General features: G+C 40.0%; 17 protein-coding genes and 1 riboswitch. Of the genes, 1 reads left to right on the top strand and 16 read right to left on the bottom strand.

Annotated elements, in window-relative coordinates:
* The 7 genes from plsX to I5J82_RS05570 form a co-directional block, all read right to left on the bottom strand.
* Positions 1-999 (bottom strand): phosphate acyltransferase PlsX, encoded by a 999-nt coding sequence (plsX, locus tag I5J82_RS05600; RefSeq protein ID WP_198767008.1) that lies wholly within the window; start codon positions 997-999, stop codon positions 1-3.
* Positions 1,000-1,005: 6 nt separating this feature from the next.
* A complete protein-coding gene (gene fapR / locus I5J82_RS05595; RefSeq protein ID WP_198767007.1) occupies positions 1,006-1,578 on the bottom strand; it encodes a transcription factor FapR in 573 nt (190 codons plus the stop codon).
* A 171-nt stretch (positions 1,579-1,749) separates the two neighbouring features.
* Positions 1,750-3,786, bottom strand: coding sequence for an ATP-dependent DNA helicase RecG (recG, locus tag I5J82_RS05590; protein ID WP_198767006.1), 2,037 nt, complete (start codon positions 3,784-3,786; stop codon positions 1,750-1,752).
* Positions 3,787-3,788: 2 nt separating this feature from the next.
* Positions 3,789-4,676, bottom strand: coding sequence for an L-serine ammonia-lyase, iron-sulfur-dependent, subunit alpha (gene sdaAA / locus I5J82_RS05585; RefSeq protein ID WP_198767005.1), 888 nt, complete (start codon positions 4,674-4,676; stop codon positions 3,789-3,791).
* A gap of 12 nt (positions 4,677-4,688) precedes the next feature.
* The gene (sdaAB, locus tag I5J82_RS05580; protein WP_198767004.1) at positions 4,689-5,351 is read right to left on the bottom strand and encodes an L-serine ammonia-lyase, iron-sulfur-dependent subunit beta; all 663 of its coding nucleotides are present in this window, start codon (positions 5,349-5,351) and stop codon (positions 4,689-4,691) included.
* Between the two features lie 96 nt (positions 5,352-5,447).
* A complete protein-coding gene (locus I5J82_RS05575) occupies positions 5,448-7,124 on the bottom strand; it encodes a DAK2 domain-containing protein (protein WP_198767003.1) in 1,677 nt (558 codons plus the stop codon).
* Between the two features lie 15 nt (positions 7,125-7,139).
* Positions 7,140-7,502 (bottom strand): Asp23/Gls24 family envelope stress response protein, encoded by a 363-nt coding sequence (locus I5J82_RS05570; protein ID WP_066240675.1) that lies wholly within the window; start codon positions 7,500-7,502, stop codon positions 7,140-7,142.
* 234 nt (positions 7,503-7,736) lie between these two features.
* Here I5J82_RS05570 and rpmB point away from each other — a divergent pair, with 234 nt between their 5' ends.
* Complete coding sequence (rpmB, locus tag I5J82_RS05565; RefSeq protein WP_066240673.1) at positions 7,737-7,925, top strand: 50S ribosomal protein L28; 189 nt, start codon at positions 7,737-7,739, stop codon at positions 7,923-7,925.
* A gap of 222 nt (positions 7,926-8,147) precedes the next feature.
* On the opposite strand, the gene spoVM is transcribed toward rpmB, so the two are convergent.
* The 9 genes from spoVM to rsmB form a co-directional block, all read right to left on the bottom strand.
* Positions 8,148-8,228, bottom strand: coding sequence for a stage V sporulation protein SpoVM (spoVM, locus tag I5J82_RS05560; protein ID WP_007202502.1), 81 nt, complete (start codon positions 8,226-8,228; stop codon positions 8,148-8,150).
* 104 nt (positions 8,229-8,332) lie between these two features.
* On the bottom strand, positions 8,333-8,977 hold the full coding sequence (locus I5J82_RS05555; protein WP_198767002.1) for a thiamine diphosphokinase: 645 nt from the start codon (positions 8,975-8,977) through the stop codon (positions 8,333-8,335).
* On the bottom strand, positions 8,974-9,546 hold the full coding sequence (gene thiT / locus I5J82_RS05550; protein ID WP_144700844.1) for an energy-coupled thiamine transporter ThiT: 573 nt from the start codon (positions 9,544-9,546) through the stop codon (positions 8,974-8,976). Before thiT ends, I5J82_RS05555 begins: the two co-directional genes overlap by 4 nt.
* An 88-nt stretch (positions 9,547-9,634) precedes the next feature.
* Positions 9,635-9,741: riboswitch (TPP riboswitch) on the bottom strand.
* Positions 9,742-9,761: 20 nt separating this feature from the next.
* Positions 9,762-10,409, bottom strand: coding sequence for a ribulose-phosphate 3-epimerase (gene rpe / locus I5J82_RS05545; protein ID WP_198767001.1), 648 nt, complete (start codon positions 10,407-10,409; stop codon positions 9,762-9,764).
* A complete protein-coding gene (gene rsgA, locus I5J82_RS05540; protein WP_198767000.1) occupies positions 10,409-11,299 on the bottom strand; it encodes a ribosome small subunit-dependent GTPase A in 891 nt (296 codons plus the stop codon). Before rsgA ends, rpe begins: the two co-directional genes overlap by 1 nt.
* Positions 11,300-11,301: 2 nt before the next feature.
* Positions 11,302-13,323 (bottom strand): Stk1 family PASTA domain-containing Ser/Thr kinase, encoded by a 2,022-nt coding sequence (pknB, locus tag I5J82_RS05535; RefSeq protein WP_198766999.1) that lies wholly within the window; start codon positions 13,321-13,323, stop codon positions 11,302-11,304.
* A complete protein-coding gene (locus I5J82_RS05530) occupies positions 13,320-14,078 on the bottom strand; it encodes a Stp1/IreP family PP2C-type Ser/Thr phosphatase (RefSeq protein ID WP_198766998.1) in 759 nt (252 codons plus the stop codon). The genes pknB and I5J82_RS05530 overlap by 4 nt, the downstream gene beginning before the upstream one ends.
* 7 nt (positions 14,079-14,085) lie before the next feature.
* A complete protein-coding gene (rlmN, locus tag I5J82_RS05525; RefSeq protein ID WP_144700850.1) occupies positions 14,086-15,171 on the bottom strand; it encodes a dual-specificity RNA methyltransferase RlmN in 1,086 nt (361 codons plus the stop codon).
* Positions 15,164-16,537, bottom strand: coding sequence for a 16S rRNA (cytosine(967)-C(5))-methyltransferase RsmB (rsmB, locus tag I5J82_RS05520; RefSeq protein ID WP_198766997.1), 1,374 nt, complete (start codon positions 16,535-16,537; stop codon positions 15,164-15,166). The genes rlmN and rsmB overlap by 8 nt, the downstream gene beginning before the upstream one ends.
* Position 16,538: the final 1 nt, after the last annotated feature.

The following is a 16,538-nucleotide window of genomic DNA, read 5'->3' as shown; positions in this document are numbered from 1 at the left end:
TTACTCCTCCTTGTTATCTTGGGATTGTACATGATTTTGGATCGTAGGTACCACGTTCTTCTCTATCATGCTTTTGGTTTGTTTGATTGCGTTCAACATTGCATTCGCATTTGAAGAACCATGCGCTTTGATCACAGGTGCTGCTAGTCCGAACAAACCAGCTCCACCGTACTCTGTATAATCCAATTTATCTTTAATGCCTCTTAATTTAGGTTTTAAGACACCTGCTGCAAGCTTTGAAGTTAAACTTGATGTTAGCTGTTCCTTGATCATCGAAAACATGCCCATGGCAGTACCTTCAATAGATTTAAGTACTAAATTTCCAGCAAATCCATCACACACCACTACGTCGGCCGCTCCCATTAAAAGATCTCTCGCTTCCACATTACCAACAAAATTGATATCTGCTTCTTGTAAGAGAGGAAATGCAGCTTTCGTTAGAGCGTTCCCTTTTTCACTTTCTGTTCCAACGTTTAACAATCCTACTCGCGGCTTTGCAACACCTCTAACTTCTTTCCAATACACAGAACCCATCAATGCATATTGCAAGAGGTGCTCTGGTTTTGCATCCATGTTGGCACCTACATCTAAGAACAAAAATCCGTCTCCATTCAAAGTTGGAAGTGTCGGAGCAAGGGCTGGACGATCAATGCCTTTGATACGGCCAACATAAAACAACCCACTCGCCATCAAAGCACCCGTATTTCCAGCAGAAATGTAAGCATCAGCGTTTCCTGATTTCACTTCATTTGCCGCTATTACCATCGAAGCATTCTTTTTACGGCGAACAGCTCGAACTGGTTCTTCTGATGTTTCAATTACTTCATCCGTGTGAATGATTGTAAACGCGTGCTTTTCAGGCAAATGTTTCACGATTTGATTCTGATCTCCAACTAACGTAATTGAAAGCTCTGGATATTGCTCTTTAGCTAGCATTGCACCTTTAACGATCTCTTCTGGTGCATTGTCGCCACCCATTGCATCTATTGCGATATTCATGCTGATTTAACTTCCTTCCTTTGGATCTTGTGCAGATCTATACATTGTAAATTCACCTTTAAAAACAGGCTCATTCTCTACATAACTGATAACTTCTACAATGGTTCGCTCTTGACCCGTTTCTTTTACTTTTGCTTTTGCAACCACTCTCTCACCTACTCTAACAGGACGAGAAAACCGAATATTCGCTTTTGCTGTTAAAGCCAGTTCATCATTAATAATCGCCACCGCGAGCGAGTTCGCCTGAGCAAATACGTGATGGCCTCTTGCGATTTTATTACGAGAAAAAACATGTTCTTCTTTTATGTCTAATATAGAAATAGCTGATTCATCTAACTGAAGGTCAATGATTTCTCCGATGACCTCTTCAAGCGGCAGCGCTTTTACATCATCCAGTTTTGTTTCAGCAACAGACTTTATTCTTTCTCTTAGCTCTGGAATGGAAAGTTCCAAACGGTCAAGCCTAATCGTCTGAACACTAACACTGAACTTTTCTGCCAATTCTTCATCTGTTATAAAAGGGGTTAACTTAATCGTTTCCTTTAACAGCTCTTGTCTCTCTTTTTTTGATTTTTTCATAGTTTCTTCCTTCTTCCATACAAAGGTCTCATATATGAGAAAGATAGTGAGTGAATATGCAGTGCGTAGAAAAGCAGGTTACGCTATTACAGCGTACCTGCCAATTTATCTTTCTGCTATTAAGAGCTGGTACTAATAGTAGTATATAGTATCAATACTCTTCTTTCAAGATTAATCTAGTCTTTCTTTGTCGAGCACACCTTGCCTTGTTAAAACTTCTCGGATCAATCGATACGTTTCATCTCTCCAGAACTCTTCTGATTGAACGAGTCTAGCCGCATCGTTTCTAGCCGTTTCTAAAATTCGATAATCATGAACGAGGTCCGCTACTTTAAAGTTCGGAACACCGCTTTGCTTATTACCGAAAAAATCACCTGGCCCACGAAGCTCAAGATCTTTTTCTGAAAGCTCAAACCCATTTGTTGTTTCCGTCATAATCCTCATCCGTTCTTGACCTTCCTCAGATTTCGGATCTGCGATAAGGACACAATAGGATTGTTCGCTGCCACGACCCACTCGTCCTCTTAACTGATGAAGTTGAGAAAGTCCGAATCTTTCAGCGTCATATATGACCATGATGGTAGCGTTTGGAACATTCACCCCGACCTCTACAACCGTCGTAGAGACAAGGATCTGACAAACATTCGCTGCAAACTTTCTCATCACTTCATCTTTTTCAGTGGAATGCAGTCTTCCGTGCATGAGACCTACTTGGTAGGTATGGAAGTAAGCACTTAGTTGAGCATGAACGTCTATAGCATTCTGCACATCTATTTTTTCTGATTCTTCGATTAATGGACAGATTACATAAGCTTGTCTGCCAGATTCGATTTCTTTTCTAATAAAATCAAGAACACGTTCAAGCATTCCGTGTTTAGCCCAATGAGTGATGATTGGTTTTCTTCCTGCTGGCATCACATCAATTGTTGAAACATCCATGTCTCCAAACGCGGATATTGCAAGTGTTCGTGGGATAGGAGTCGCCGTCATAAAAAGAACATCCGGACTCTCCCCCTTTTCCCTTAACACCCTTCTTTGGTTAACACCAAACCGATGCTGCTCATCTGTAATTACCAGACCGAGACTATTAAAATTCACTTCTTCTTGAATAAGCGCGTGTGTACCAACCATGATCTGAATCTCACCTTGCTGTAAAAGGTTCAATGTTTCATTTCGCTTTTTCCCTTTAACGGAAGACGTTAAAAGGGCTACCGTTATTCCGAAAGGAGCAAAAAGCTCTTTCAACGATTGGAAATGCTGTTCAGCAAGGATTTCTGTTGGAACCATCAACGCTCCTTGTCGGTTAGCCGTAACTGCTGCATATAAAGCTACAGCCGCAACTACTGTTTTACCAGAACCAACATCACCTTGAAGCAGCCTGTTCATTCGGCTAGAATCTGATAGATCTCTTAGTATTTCTTCGACTACCCTCAGCTGCGCTTCCGTTAACTGAAACGGTAAAGAACGAATAAACGTGTCTACTTGGTTTCGATCAAACTGCAAAGCTGCTCCTTTAGATTGCTGTCTGTTCCATTTTCTAAAGATCTGCATCTTTAGTTGAAAATACAACAACTCTTCATACGCCAGTCTTCTTCTTCCAGCTTTTAACGCTTTAAAATCTTCAGGGAAATGCATCATCTTAAGAGCTGACTCTCGATCTGGTAGTCGATAGGATTCACGAATCTCTTCGGGAAGAGGATCCTCGATCTGTCCAGAAAACTGCCGAAATGCTGAATCTATAATTTTACGCATCGTTTTTCCATAAAGAGAGCCTTTGACCGAATAGACCGGTTCAATTTTATGGTCATCACTGAATGTACCAAAGTGAACATCACTGACAGTTAACGTCATTTTATTCCGATCCCATTTACCTGTTACCGTAAGCGTCTGACCTAAAGCAATCTGATTCTTTAAGAAAGGCCGATTGAAGATCGTAGCCGTAATCAAATATTTACCGATCAACATTCTAAATGTTAGACGCGATTTTTTCTTTGGAAAATAACGCAGAGAAGGTTCAGAATGAACCTTCCCTTCAATCGTTGCTTTTTCATCATGTGCAATCTCTGCGAGATCTTTCTTTTGGTAATCTTCATATCGATAAGGTAAATATTCTAAAAGATCTTCTACTGAATGAATACCCATGCTAGTTAGCTCTTCAGCTTTTTTCTCTCCAATGCCATTTACAGTTGTTATAGATTGATTCAGCATCTTTACTTCTCGTTCAGTGGGATGCCGAAGATTTTTGCTTCAAGCTCTCTTCCTGTTGGTGTAGCTGCTAACCCTCCAAGCGCAGTTTCACGGAGAGCAGATGGCATTGATAAACCGATCTTATACATAGCATCGATTACTTCGTCACACGGAATACGGCTAACAATCCCAGCAAGTGCCATATCCGCCGCTACGATAGCATTGCTTGCACCCATTGCGTTTCGTTTTACACAAGGAACTTCTACTAAGCCTGCAACAGGATCACAAACGAGTCCTAGCATGTTCTTTAATGCAATGGCCATCGCTTCGGCCGATTGCGAAGGAGACCCACCTGCTAGTTCTACGATCGCGGCTGCTGCCATCCCTGTAGCAGAACCTACCTCTGCTTGGCATCCACCTGCTGCTCCAGAAATAGAAGCGTTGTTTGCTACAACAAACCCAAACGCACCTGCTGCAAATAAGTACTCGATCATCTGTTCTCGGGTAGGGTTTAATTTTTCTTTCAACGCAAAGAGAGTACCAGGAACGACTCCTGCAGATCCTGCAGTAGGGGTAGCACAGATCGTACCCATCGCCGCGTTCACTTCATTCGTTGCCATCGCTTTACTTACTGCATCTAGCATCAGTTCGCCAGATAGAGACTTACCAGATTTAATATAGTTTTGAAGAAGCTTTCCATCCCCGCCGGTTAGACCAGAATGAGATTTCACATCTTCTGTAATTCCCCGTAAGACTGCTTCTTCCATCACTCTTAAATTTCGATCCATGAATCCTATAACTTCTTCTCTAGAGCGTCCAGTAACATCCATTTCTTGCTGTATCATAATCTCTGAGATCTTACATTTTTTTGATTCTGCTAATTCTATTAATTCAGCTACATTACGAAACATACTTCTCACCTCTTAATCGTGTATCTTTACTACTTGTTGAACAATTGGGAGAGAATTTAGTTCGTCAATGATGATTTCATCTGCATTTTGATCAATCTCAATAACCATCAATGCTTCTTTCCCTTTTTCTTTTCTTGATACTTCCATATGACCAATGTTGATCTCATGCTTTGCCAATATATTTGCCACTCCTGCTATCGCTCCATATTTATCATTATGAACGATCAAAAGAGCTGGATGATTTCCAGATAATCGTAACTCAAATCCGTTCAGTTCAGTAATCTCGATTTTCCCGCCACCGATTGAAATTCCTACCACTTCAATCTTATCGTCCTCATCACCAATAATGACACGAGCCGTATTAGGATGGTCGGTTATTGCGTCCTCAGCCGTCATCGTAACCATGATCCCTTCTTGCTCCGCTATTGTAAGCGCATCCACAATTCGAGTATCAAACGTGTCATAATCAAGAATTCCGCCAACAATCGCTACATCCGTCCCATGACCACGATAGGTTTTAGCAAAAGAGCCATAGAATGAGATGGTTGCGTACTTAGGTTTCCTGCCAAATAGGCTTCTCGCTACTCGTCCGATTCGTGCAGCGCCGGCTGTATGTGAACTAGAAGGTCCTATCATAATGGGACCGATAATATCAAATACACTTTTATATTTCATGACGTTCTCCTTCAAGTTGCATTTTTTCCCAATAAAATAAGTATTCCCTCTTAACTTTATCACACTTTAAGTTTAAGAGAGAATACTTTTCATTTTTTACTCTACTGATAAGATGAATGAATAGATCGGTTGCTTACCGTTATGAATTTCAGCTTCAGCATCTGGATACTTTTCTTCAATAAATTCAGCAAGTTCCTGCGCTTCTTCTTCAGAACTATCTTCACCATAGATAATCGTAACGATCTCTGAATCTTCATCGAGCATATTTGAGAGTAGTTCTTTCGTAACTTCTTGTTTATCTGTCTTAGAAGTTAGAATCTTTCCTTCTGAGATCCCCATAAAATCACCTTTTGCAATTTCAACACCATCGATCGATGTATCACGAACTGCATAAGTGACTTGTCCTGACTTAACAGAAGTAATGGCTTCATTCATCTTCTTTTCGTTCTCTGCCATATCAGCAGAAGGATTGAAAGCTAATATAGAAGCGATACCTTGTGGCACTGTTTTTGTGCGGATGATTACAACTTCTTCATCAACAACACTTGCAGCTTGTTCAGATGCCATGATGATATTGCTGTTATTAGGAAGAATGAACACTTTCTCAGCATTAACCTCAGCAATCGCTTTTACGATATCTTCTGTACTTGGGTTCATCGTTTGTCCACCTTGGATAACTGATGCACCCATTGATGAAAACATCTCTTCGATTCCTTCACCCATCGCAACCGTAACGATACCATATTCCTTTTTCTTCTCAGGAGTAGATTGTGAGTACGAAGGAATCACTTCGTTCTCGCTCTCTAAAATCGCTGAGTGTTGCTCACGCATGTTTTCGATCTTGATGTTGATCAAGCTGCCATAACGATGTGCAAGTGTTAGCATGTTACCAGGTTGTTCCGTATGGATGTGAACCTTTACTACGTCTTCATCAGCAACAACTAGCAAAGAATCACCATGTTGACTTAACTCATTACGGAAGTTGATCTCATCGAATGGATTACTTTTGATCTTTTTATCTTCGAACCTTACCATGAATTCTGTACAATATCCGAAATGGATATCTTCCGTCTTCATGTGCATCTGAGCTTTATGATGCTCAGCGTTAACAAGATCACCCATGGAAGGAGCGTTAACAGATACTTTTGGCAGCTCTTTGCCTTCTAGGACAGCCAAAAACCCTTCATAAACAGTGACTAACCCTTGTCCACCAGAATCAACAACACCCACTTCTTTTAGAACTGGAAGTAGATCAGGAGTACGGTTTAAGGAAGCTTTCGATTCTTTAACAAGCTCTTTCATAATGTATAGGATATCGTCTGATTTTTTAGCTTCTTTTACTGCTTTTCTTGCAGCATCTTTAGCTACAGTTAAAATCGTACCTTCTACTGGTTTCATTACAGCTTTATACGCAGTTTCTACACCTTTATCAAATGCATTGGCAAATTCAGCAGCGTTAATCGTCTCTTTTCCTTCGATTGATTTAGAGAATCCTCTAAACAACTGTGAAAGAATAACACCAGAGTTTCCGCGCGCTCCCATAAGTAGGCCTTTTGCAAAAGCACTTGCAACAGCACCAATTTGAATAGAAGTGTTTTTTTCTACTTCTTTAGCACCAGAGGTTATCGTTAAATTCATGTTCGTTCCTGTATCACCATCTGGTACAGGGAAAACATTAAGTGCGTCGACCATTGCTGCATTTCTTGTTAGATTTGAAGCACCCTCGAGTACCATTTTTGAAAACTTTTTTCCATCTAATACTTTTAAAGACACAAAACTTCCTCCTAACTAAGGGGTTGTCACCCTGACACCCTGAACATAGATATTGACTGAGTCAACCGCCAAACCAAGCATTTGATCCAGGGTATATTTCACTTTGTTCTGAACGTTATGAGCCACTTCAGAAATCTTTGTTCCGTAACTAACGATGATGTACATGTCAATATGTACTTCATCCTCTTCTTGTCGAACAACGATCCCTCGGGAGAAATTTTCACGTCCTAAAAGTTCAGTTATTCCATCCTTTAATTGCTTCCTTGATGCCATGCCAACAATTCCGTAACAATCAATTGCGGCTCCACCGGCGATAGTGGCAATTACTTCATTAGAAATATCAATTTGACCATAGGTTGTTTTCATTTCAATGGACATGCTTACATCCCCCTTTAATTTGTTAAATGGCTAACAAATATTTTACTATACATCAGCCTATTTTGAAAGGACTACTACATTTCACACTATGTAAATAGTATTGTCAAGGAAATTTACTTGAAAACCTTTTACGAATATGTTGCATTGCTTCTGAAGTCATGCTAATATTATTTAGTATTTAACATACGATTGAATTGATGCAAAGCTTTTTTGCTGTAAAGGAGGTTCACCTACATGGCTCGTAAATGTTTTATTACTGGAAAAGGACCTAAAACTGGTAACAAGCGTTCTCACGCAATGAACAAATCAAAGAAAAGCTGGGGAGCTAATGTCCAAAAGGTTCGTATTCTTGTGGACGGAAAGCCTAAACGCGTATACGTATCTGCTCGTGCCCTTAAATCTGGCAAAGTTGAACGTGTATAAATAAAAACAGCAGCAGCCGCTGCTGTTTTTTTCTTTGTCCAAAAGCACTTTGATAACCAAAATAGATTCAAGTGGACAGTATTTTTTAAAAAGTCGACAGTAAAAAGCTGAAAGCGGACAGTATTTTTTTTAAACCGGACAGTAAATTTTAAAAACTAGACAGTATTTTATTATCATTCATAAAACCAAACAAAAAAAGCGCACAAGCGCTTTTTTTGTTTGTTATCCTTTTTTGAAAGAACCTAAGACGGCACGTACGAAGCCTCCCAAGAATTTAGGAAGTTTAATGGTATAAAATTTCATCTTACCCCTCCTCCAGGCCCATAAAAAATGATAAGAGCTAAACATAAATACTTTATTCCCCTTTTTATAAAAAGGTGCTTTGGGGGCCTGTATTCCGTGATTTTTTAATCACGGCTCTTTACCATCAATATTATGCCGGAGTCAAAAGAATAAGTACCACTTTTATTTACAAGCTCATTGGAAACACATAATGATGATCCAGCCTGAAGCTTAGCTTGTTCTAACGGATATTTAAATCCCTCTAAAGTTATGCCTGTCACTTCTTCACTTTGAGCTAGAAACGAGATGTATGAATATCGATGATCCTGCTCAATATCATAACATCCCGGTAAATGTAGAGAGATTTCATTTCTGTTATCAATAATTTTAACGTCTGTACGTACTCTCAGAGATCGATATAATAATTGGATGTTCATCAATTCATGATCTAATCTTCCACCAGTAGCACCAAATATGAGTATTTGTTCCGGGTTCTGTTCCAACGCCCACTCTAGTGCGAGCTCCATGTCTGTAGCATCTTTTTCAGATTGATATTTGTTCACTTTTATGGATGAGTCTAAAATAATTTTTTTCTCATCATCAGAAACAGAATCAAAATCGCCAAATGCATGCTGAGGGAAGATGCCATTTTTTAATAGAAAGAGCGTTCCTCTGTCGACACCGATCCAAATGTGATTCCTTTTGAGATCATAGGGCTTTAGATCAGGGATCAGATGTTCAGGACCACCTGCGACGATGTTTATCTTCATGCTGCTTGGTGATGACCATTACGTGCGGCATGTAGTAGTTTCGGTGCTGTATTCGTTAATAGAATGACAACTAGCGCCGTAATCGCAAAAATAACAACCATAAATGATCCATTGTATAAGAACGAATAAAGCCAAACATTCATTTCTTTTGGAGCAAATTCACTAAAGAAAATAACACCAGATAATACATGCGAAATTAACCTTAACGTACATCCTACAAAAATCCCTAGAACCATTAAAGCTGTTCTTTTTGATCTATTTTGAGCAAGTGATGGTGCGAATGCACCTGCTACTCCCGCTAAAGCAAATGCAAGCGGATAATCAAGTATGACTTGTGCAAAATAATAAATTTGAGGATTGATAAGAAGTTGTAACAACCCAACGACTAATCCGGTAAAAACCCCTGCTTTTAAACCTCTTCTAAATGCTAAAAGAAAAATAGGAACCATTTCGAGAGACACCGATCCACCTTGTGGCCAAATCCCTTTGAAGCTGATCAATCCTAAAATGAGTGAAAGTGCAGCCATAATCGCAATTTCAGCCATTAATAGTACTTTACCATTGTTCATTAATACTCCCCCTAGTATGTCGTTAGAATAAAAACAAAAAAAGCAACCGGCATGTGAGCTCGGTTGCTTTTGAGTTTTACATTCAAAAAGTCATACGACTCCACATCCCTACGCAGGTATGATCCAGCTTCAGGTTCAAAGGGTCGGGAGAACACTCCCCTCTCAGCCCTTTAAAGGACTCCCCCTGTGGTTGCTTATTTTATTTTTTCAATTAATTATACACCACGAATGGCTGCTATTGCATCCTTTAAATCTTTCTTCCCATAAATGGCAGATCCAGCAACTAATACATTCGCACCAGCCTCGACACAAAGACGAGCCGTTTCAGGATTCACTCCACCATCAACTTCAATTTCAACATTCAATCCTTGAGTTTTAACTAGATCGGATACTTCTTTGATCTTGGGCACTACACTCTCAATGAACGCTTGTCCACCAAATCCAGGATTAACGGTCATTAACAATACAAGGTCAACATCTTGAAGTATATGTCTGATAGAGTCTACTGAAGTAGCTGGATTAATAACCACACCAGCTTTTACTCCATGTTGTTTAATCAGTTGCACCGTTCGATGAAGATGTGGTGATGCTTCTACATGCACAGAAATAATATCAGCACCTGCTTTTGCAAATTCTTCAATGTATCGATCTGGATTTTCTATCATTAGATGTACATCTAATGGAAGTTTCGTTACAGGGCGAATCGCCTGAACAACAAGCGGTCCAATCGTGATGTTTGGTACGAAATGACCATCCATCACATCGACATGAATATAATCCGCACCTGCTTCTTCTACAGCTTTTATATCATCGCCTAACCTGGAGAAGTCAGCCGACAGAATGGAAGGAGCTATTTTAATCATCAGTACCTCCGTTTTTGATCTTTAATTTCTTGTAAAAAGCTTACGTAATGGTCATAGCGGAACTCTGGAACGACTCCATCCTCTACTCCCTTTTTAACTGCACATTTTGGTTCTGACGTATGTGAGCAGCCTCTGAACTTGCAATCTCCTCGAAGCTCATTCATCTCTGGAAAGTACATCGATAAATCTTCTGCCTCAATGTTTAAGAAGTCTAACGAGCTAAACCCAGGTGTATCAGCAACTAACCCATTACCGAAAAGAATGAGTTCCACATGACGAGTCGTGTGCTTCCCTCGGCCTAAATGGCTTGAGATCTCGTTTGTTTCAAGCATTAACTCTGGATTGATCGCATTTAAAAGGGAAGACTTACCTACACCAGACTGCCCTGCAAAGACGGTAACTTTATCCTTGAAAAGCGGATAAAACATTTCAAGGCTATCATCTGTTTTCGTCGAAGTTGGAATGACTTCGTAACCTAGTGTTTTGTACGCCTCAATATAATGGTTGATCTCCTCAATATCATCAGCTTTCTGTATAAGGTCCATTTTCGAGATACAAATAACAGGCAAAATATCGTTCGCTTCGATGTGAACAAGGAAACGGTCTAATAAAAGCGTGCTAAAATCAGGTTCAGTAGCTGAAAAAACAAGAATAGCTTGGTCTACGTTCGCGATAGGAGGACGAACTAATTCGTTTCTGCGTTCCTTCACATCAAGAATGTATCCATCTGTTATATTGCTTGACTCGTATTCTACCCAGTCCCCTACCAACGGATTTACTTTCTTTTTGCGGAAATTTCCTCTTCCTCTGCATTGGAAAACTTCAGACTTACCATTTTCCTTAACGTAATAAAAACCGGCTAACGCTTTAACAATTCTTCCTTCAGGCATGCTTAATCACCATCGTCCCCTTCCTCATCATCTCTACTCATCCGTCCACTAGCACCTCTAGCGTCATCATAATTGATCGTCTCAGATTCCTCTTCTTCTCCGTTGATATACACAACGTATGAAGCAGAGCCACCTTCAGCAATCGTTAGAGGTAGCTGATATTTCTTTTTGTCTGTGACCTGTTCTTCCACAAACACTTCATTTGAGGCATTCTTATCTGAAAATACAATCTTTACTGTAACTGGCTCTCTTTTGTCCTTCTTATCTACCTTTACTTCAATATCTTTTGTTACCTTTCGATCTTCAGCAGGTTGGTCCTCTTCAGTAGGTGGTGGTTCTTCTTCTACTGTTTCTGGACCATCTGAAAGAACAACAGAAATGGTTGCTCCTTTTTCAACTTGAGTGAAAGGCGATGGAGTTTGCGAGATTACTCTTCCTTTTTCGACTGTATCAGAGAACTCTTTAGAGAATTCAACTGTAAGTCCAGCATTATCAGCAAACGTTTTTACATCTTGCTCAGATGCACCGATTAAGTTCTCAACTTGAACCGTTGGGGTTCCAGAACTAACCGTTAGTGTAACTTCCGTCTCTGCAGGTGTTACTTTTTCATCACGATCAGGACTTTGTTCGAGCACAGTACCTTCTGGCTCAGTGTCTGACTCTTCATAGTTGATATTGACCTGTCTGAAACCATCTTCTTTTAAACGTTCTTTCGCATCTTCTACATTATAGCCTTCTACATCAGGCATATTTTCCTTTTCAGGTCCTTTTGATACGAATAATGTGACGATTGCTTGCTGTTTCACTTTTGTTCCTGGAGTTGGATCTTGCCTTACTACAAGACCTTCTTCTATCTCGGGATCAAATATTTCCTGCCGTTTCACTTCAAGACCTTCGGCTCTCAAGCTATCAAAAGCATCTACATATTCTTCTCCCACAACATCTGGAACACCTACTTCTTCAACATAAAAGATAGAAGGCATCATTGTGAAAGCAGCAATTCCCGCTCCGCCTAATAACAGAAGTGAAATAAGTAAAATGAGCCACCAGTTTCTTTTCTTCTTAGGTTTCTCGGGCTTTTTTTCTTTTTCTCTTTCTTCTACTTTCTTCACAGGTGTTTCGATAGGTGGCGCGACTATAGGAGGAATGTACTTTGTTTTTTCATCTTCCTCGTTTTCTTCGTTCCATTTTTGTTCATACATACGGTCTGGATCTAACGCTGAATTCATATCCCTCAACAGTTCATCAGCACTGTCATATCTTCTTAAAGGATTTTTAGCCAACGACTTTAATACAATATTCTCCACACTTTGTGGGATTTCAGGATTCAATCTTCGCGGTTCGATCACGTTTTCCTGAAGATGTTTTAGCGCAACAGACACCGGTGAATCTCCAACGAACGGAACTCTCCCTGTAACCATTTCATAGAGTACAGCACCAAATGAATAAATATCTGATTTTGCATTCGCGATACCGCCTCTCGCTTGTTCAGGTGAAAAGTAGTGAACAGATCCAAGAATTGAGTTTGTATGTGTGATCGTTGCTGAAGTAATAGCGAGCGCGATTCCAAAGTCTGTTAACTTTGCTGTACCGTTATCTGTAATTAATATATTATGCGGTTTAATATCACGATGTATGATTCCGTGATCATGAGCGACCGCCATACCTGAAACGATCTGCTTCATAATATGCAGAGATTCTTCTACAGATATTTTTCCGTGTTCTTTTATGTATTGCTTTAGTGTTTTTCCCTGCACATATTCCATCACGATAAAATAGATCTCTTCATCTTCTCCGACATCATAGATGCTCACAATGTTCGGATGGTTAAGACTTGTTGCTGATTCAGCTTCTCTTTTAAATCGTCTGATGAAATCTTCGTCTTTATTAAACTCTGAGCGAAGAACTTTTACTGCTACATCTCTATCTAAAATTAAATCTTTTGCTCGATAAACGATGGCCATTCCGCCGTCACCAATAACTTCTAAAAGCTTGTAGCGGCCACTGACTCTTTTTCCTATCATGTTATTGCTTCCCCTTTTGTTTCTGTGTCAGAACTATTCTGTATAAGGATAGCAGTAATGTTATCTTCTCCACCGGCATCTTTTGCCCAAGTGATCAATCGTTCTACCTTCTCAGTAACAGATTCCATAGGATCTTGGAATACTTCTTGAATCCGTTTAGACGATACTTTATCTGATAGACCGTCAGAACAAAGCAAAAGATAGTCACCGTTCTGCCAAGTGATTTTATTAAACTCAGCTTCTACAGTTTCATCAGTACCTACAGCTTTCATGATCATGTTTCGTCTTGGATGAATCTCTGCCTCATCCTCTGTAATCTGACCAGATTTCACTAATTCTTGGACAAGTGAGTGATCATCCGTAACTCGTTTCAGTTCACCATAAGAATATAGATAACATCGGCTGTCACCAATATGAGCCACTGTAATTTCTTTGTTCGTACCCAAAGCAACCACAATTGTAGTGCCCATACCTCTCGTCTCGGGATTCTCCTGAGAAAAATCAAAGATATGTTTATTCGTATCTTTTAAAACATTCTGGATCCATTCTTTCACATTTTCCATATTTTCTTCGAATTGAGACCATGCTTCTTTCATCACTTTTAGGGCTTCTTGGCTAGCGATATCGCCTGCCTTATGTCCACCCATACCATCTGCGATAACTGCAAGAAAGTGTTCACCCTTTGTGAACACTTCCCCGCTGTCTTCATTATGCTTCCTTACCATTCCAACGTCTGTTTGAAAGGCAATTTGCATCTTCCCGTCACCTCGTCTCTTCTTTACGTTCCTTGGCACGCAGCTGACCGCATGCAGCATCAATGTCATGTCCTTGTTCTCTTCTGATGGTGGCATTAATGCCTCTTGAGGTTAACGTCTCTAAGAACTTGAAAATTTGTGTTTTTGGTGTTCGGACATAGTCTCTTTCTGGTACATAGTTTACTGGAATTAGATTTACGTGACACTTAATATCTTTGATCAAGTCTGCTAACTCGTTCGCGTGTTCCACGGAATCGTTAACTTTACCAAACAAACCATATTCAAACGTCACTCGGCGTCCTGTCTTTTTAATGTAATAACGAATAGAATCCATTAGTTCGTTTAACGGATACATTCTATTTACTGGCATCAATCGGCTTCTAGTCTCTGTGTTCGGCGCATGCAAAGAGATCGCAAAGTTGATCTGCATACCTTCGTCCGCAAACTTGTAGATGTAAGGTACCACGCCACTAGTTGAGATCGTAATATGTCGTGCTCCGATATTAAGGCCTTGATCGTGATTGATAATCTTTAAAAACGACATAAGTCCTTCATAGTTATCAAAAGGCTCTCCTATACCCATAACAACTACTGAACTTACTCTTTCTTCTGTCTCATCAAGCGCGCGCTGAACTTGAAGGACTTGAGCTACAATCTCACCTGCTAGAAGATTACGCTTAAGTCCACCTAATGTGGAAGCGCAGAACGTACAACCTAATCGGCATCCTACTTGAGTTGTTACACAAATACTATTTCCATATTCATGTCTCATAAGAACTGTTTCAATTGAATAACCGTCTTGAAGCTCGAATAAAAATTTGATCGTACCGTCTGAAGACTCCTGACGCACTACTTCTTTTAAGGGTTTGATATAAAAGTCTTTCTCAAGCTTTTCACGAAGACCTAAAGGAAGGTTCGTCATTTCCTCAAAAGAAGACACACGTTTTTTATACAGCCATTCAAAGATCTGTTTTCCTCTGAACTTTGGTTCTCTTATATCGGTAAGCCACGCTTCTAACTCATGAAGCTCTAAAGAAAAGATAGAAGGTTTGATATTTGGCTTTGTTTGTTTTTCTGTTAAAGGTTTAAGCATGTTTCTCACCACCTGTTGTCTTTTTTCTGTATGCTGCTATATAGAATCCATCACTATTAAAATAATGAGGCATGATCTGAAGATCCGATCTACCATCTATTATATAGGATTTTATGCTACGCGGCATTTTTTCCGCAAATTGGGAGTCCCACTCGAATTCTGGATGATTTGATAAAAACCAATCCGCAACATTATCGTTTTCTTCTTTATCTACTGTACACGTACTGTACACAAGTAATCCGCCATCTTTGACCATCTCTGAAGCAGCGTGCAAAATATCTCTTTGAATGCTGGTCAACCTTGTGACATCTTCTTCTGTTTTTGACCATTTCAGATCAGGCTTCTTGCGAATAACACCAAAACCACTGCAAGGTGCATCAACGAGTACTCTATCAAAAGTTCCGGTTTCAAACGCTTCGGAGACTTTTCGTGCATCTAAAACGGAGGCTTCAATATTTTCAAGCCCAAGACGTTCTGCTTGTCTTTTGATCAAGTCAATCTTATGAGCATGAAGGTCAAGCGAAACTACTTTTCCTTCTCCCTGCATCAGTTCAGCCATATGTGTTGACTTTCCACCTGGTGCGGCACATGTATCTAGAATCGTTTCTCCTGACTCAGGAGAAACGGCTCGTGCTACTAGCATGGAACTTTCGTCTTGTATCGTCACAAGACCTTGTTTATAAACTTCAGTCGCTGGAAGATAGCCTTCCTTAATAATGATACCTTCAGGAGACAATTCTCCTTCTTCTGCTACAATTCCTTCTTCTAATAGAAGCTCCAGAACGTCTTTTCTATTGCTTTTCTTTGTGTTCACTCTTGCGGTTACTGGAGAGGCTAGTAAGTTTGACTGTGCCATTTTTTCAGCATCATCTTGTCCGAACTGCTCTTTCCAGCGGTCAAACAACCATTGAGGCATACTGTATGAAAGAGCTTCTTTTTCAATGCCTTCTTCTGCCTTTTTATCCATGGCCGCTGTACCTTCTCGCTGAAGTTTACGCAAAATACCGTTCACAAGGCCCGCTAACCCCTGGTTTCCGCGTTCTTTCGCTATTTCTACTGCCTCATGAATAATCGCATGATCAGGAACTCTATCTAAATATAACATCTGGAAAATAGACAGTCTTAGCAAGGAAAGTACCCAGCGGTCTTTTTTCTTAATCGGTTTGTTCAACAATTGATCTAAATAAAAATCAATTGTATTTTTTCGTTGAATCGTTCCGTACACGATGTTTGTCAAAAGCGCTTTATCTACACTCTTTAGATTCGTGTTCTGCAATGTCTGATTCAATTGTAAATTGCTATAAGCCTGGTTCTGTTCAATTTTAAGTAAAACGTCCAGGGCGATTGCCCGAATGTTGTTATCCAAC

This window comes from Fictibacillus halophilus (genome assembly GCF_016401385.1).
In the GTDB taxonomy this organism is placed as follows: Bacteria; Bacillota; Bacilli; order Bacillales; family Fictibacillaceae; genus Fictibacillus; species Fictibacillus halophilus.
Note: the sequence above shows the minus strand (reverse complement) of the source record. Positions and strands in the feature narration are given on the sequence as shown.

What these genes read in the sequence shown, in the direction of transcription:
- rsgA (WP_198767000.1), bottom strand. Translation starts at nt 11,299, where the DNA reads ATGCCTGAAGGAAGAATTGTTAAAGCGTTAGCCGGTTTTTATTACGTT.
- spoVM (WP_007202502.1), bottom strand. Translation starts at nt 8,228, where the DNA reads ATGAAATTTTATACCATTAAACTTCCTAAATTCTTGGGAGGCTTCGTA.
- I5J82_RS05530 (WP_198766998.1), bottom strand. Translation starts at nt 14,078, where the DNA reads ATGCAAATTGCCTTTCAAACAGACGTTGGAATGGTAAGGAAGCATAAT.
- sdaAB (WP_198767004.1), bottom strand. Translation starts at nt 5,351, where the DNA reads ATGAAATATAAAAGTGTATTTGATATTATCGGTCCCATTATGATAGGA.
- pknB (WP_198766999.1), bottom strand. Translation starts at nt 13,323, where the DNA reads ATGATAGGAAAAAGAGTCAGTGGCCGCTACAAGCTTTTAGAAGTTATT.
- rlmN (WP_144700850.1), bottom strand. Translation starts at nt 15,171, where the DNA reads ATGCTTAAACCTTTAACAGAAAAACAAACAAAGCCAAATATCAAACCT.
- I5J82_RS05555 (WP_198767002.1), bottom strand. Translation starts at nt 8,977, where the DNA reads ATGAAGATAAACATCGTCGCAGGTGGTCCTGAACATCTGATCCCTGAT.
- sdaAA (WP_198767005.1), bottom strand. Translation starts at nt 4,676, where the DNA reads ATGTTTCGTAATGTAGCTGAATTAATAGAATTAGCAGAATCAAAAAAA.
- thiT (WP_144700844.1), bottom strand. Translation starts at nt 9,546, where the DNA reads ATGAACAATGGTAAAGTACTATTAATGGCTGAAATTGCGATTATGGCT.
- rpmB (WP_066240673.1), top strand. Translation starts at nt 7,737, where the DNA reads ATGGCTCGTAAATGTTTTATTACTGGAAAAGGACCTAAAACTGGTAAC.
- I5J82_RS05570 (WP_066240675.1), bottom strand. Translation starts at nt 7,502, where the DNA reads ATGTCCATTGAAATGAAAACAACCTATGGTCAAATTGATATTTCTAAT.
- recG (WP_198767006.1), bottom strand. Translation starts at nt 3,786, where the DNA reads ATGCTGAATCAATCTATAACAACTGTAAATGGCATTGGAGAGAAAAAA.
- rpe (WP_198767001.1), bottom strand. Translation starts at nt 10,409, where the DNA reads ATGATTAAAATAGCTCCTTCCATTCTGTCGGCTGACTTCTCCAGGTTA.
- fapR (WP_198767007.1), bottom strand. Translation starts at nt 1,578, where the DNA reads ATGAAAAAATCAAAAAAAGAGAGACAAGAGCTGTTAAAGGAAACGATT.
- plsX (WP_198767008.1), bottom strand. Translation starts at nt 999, where the DNA reads ATGAATATCGCAATAGATGCAATGGGTGGCGACAATGCACCAGAAGAG.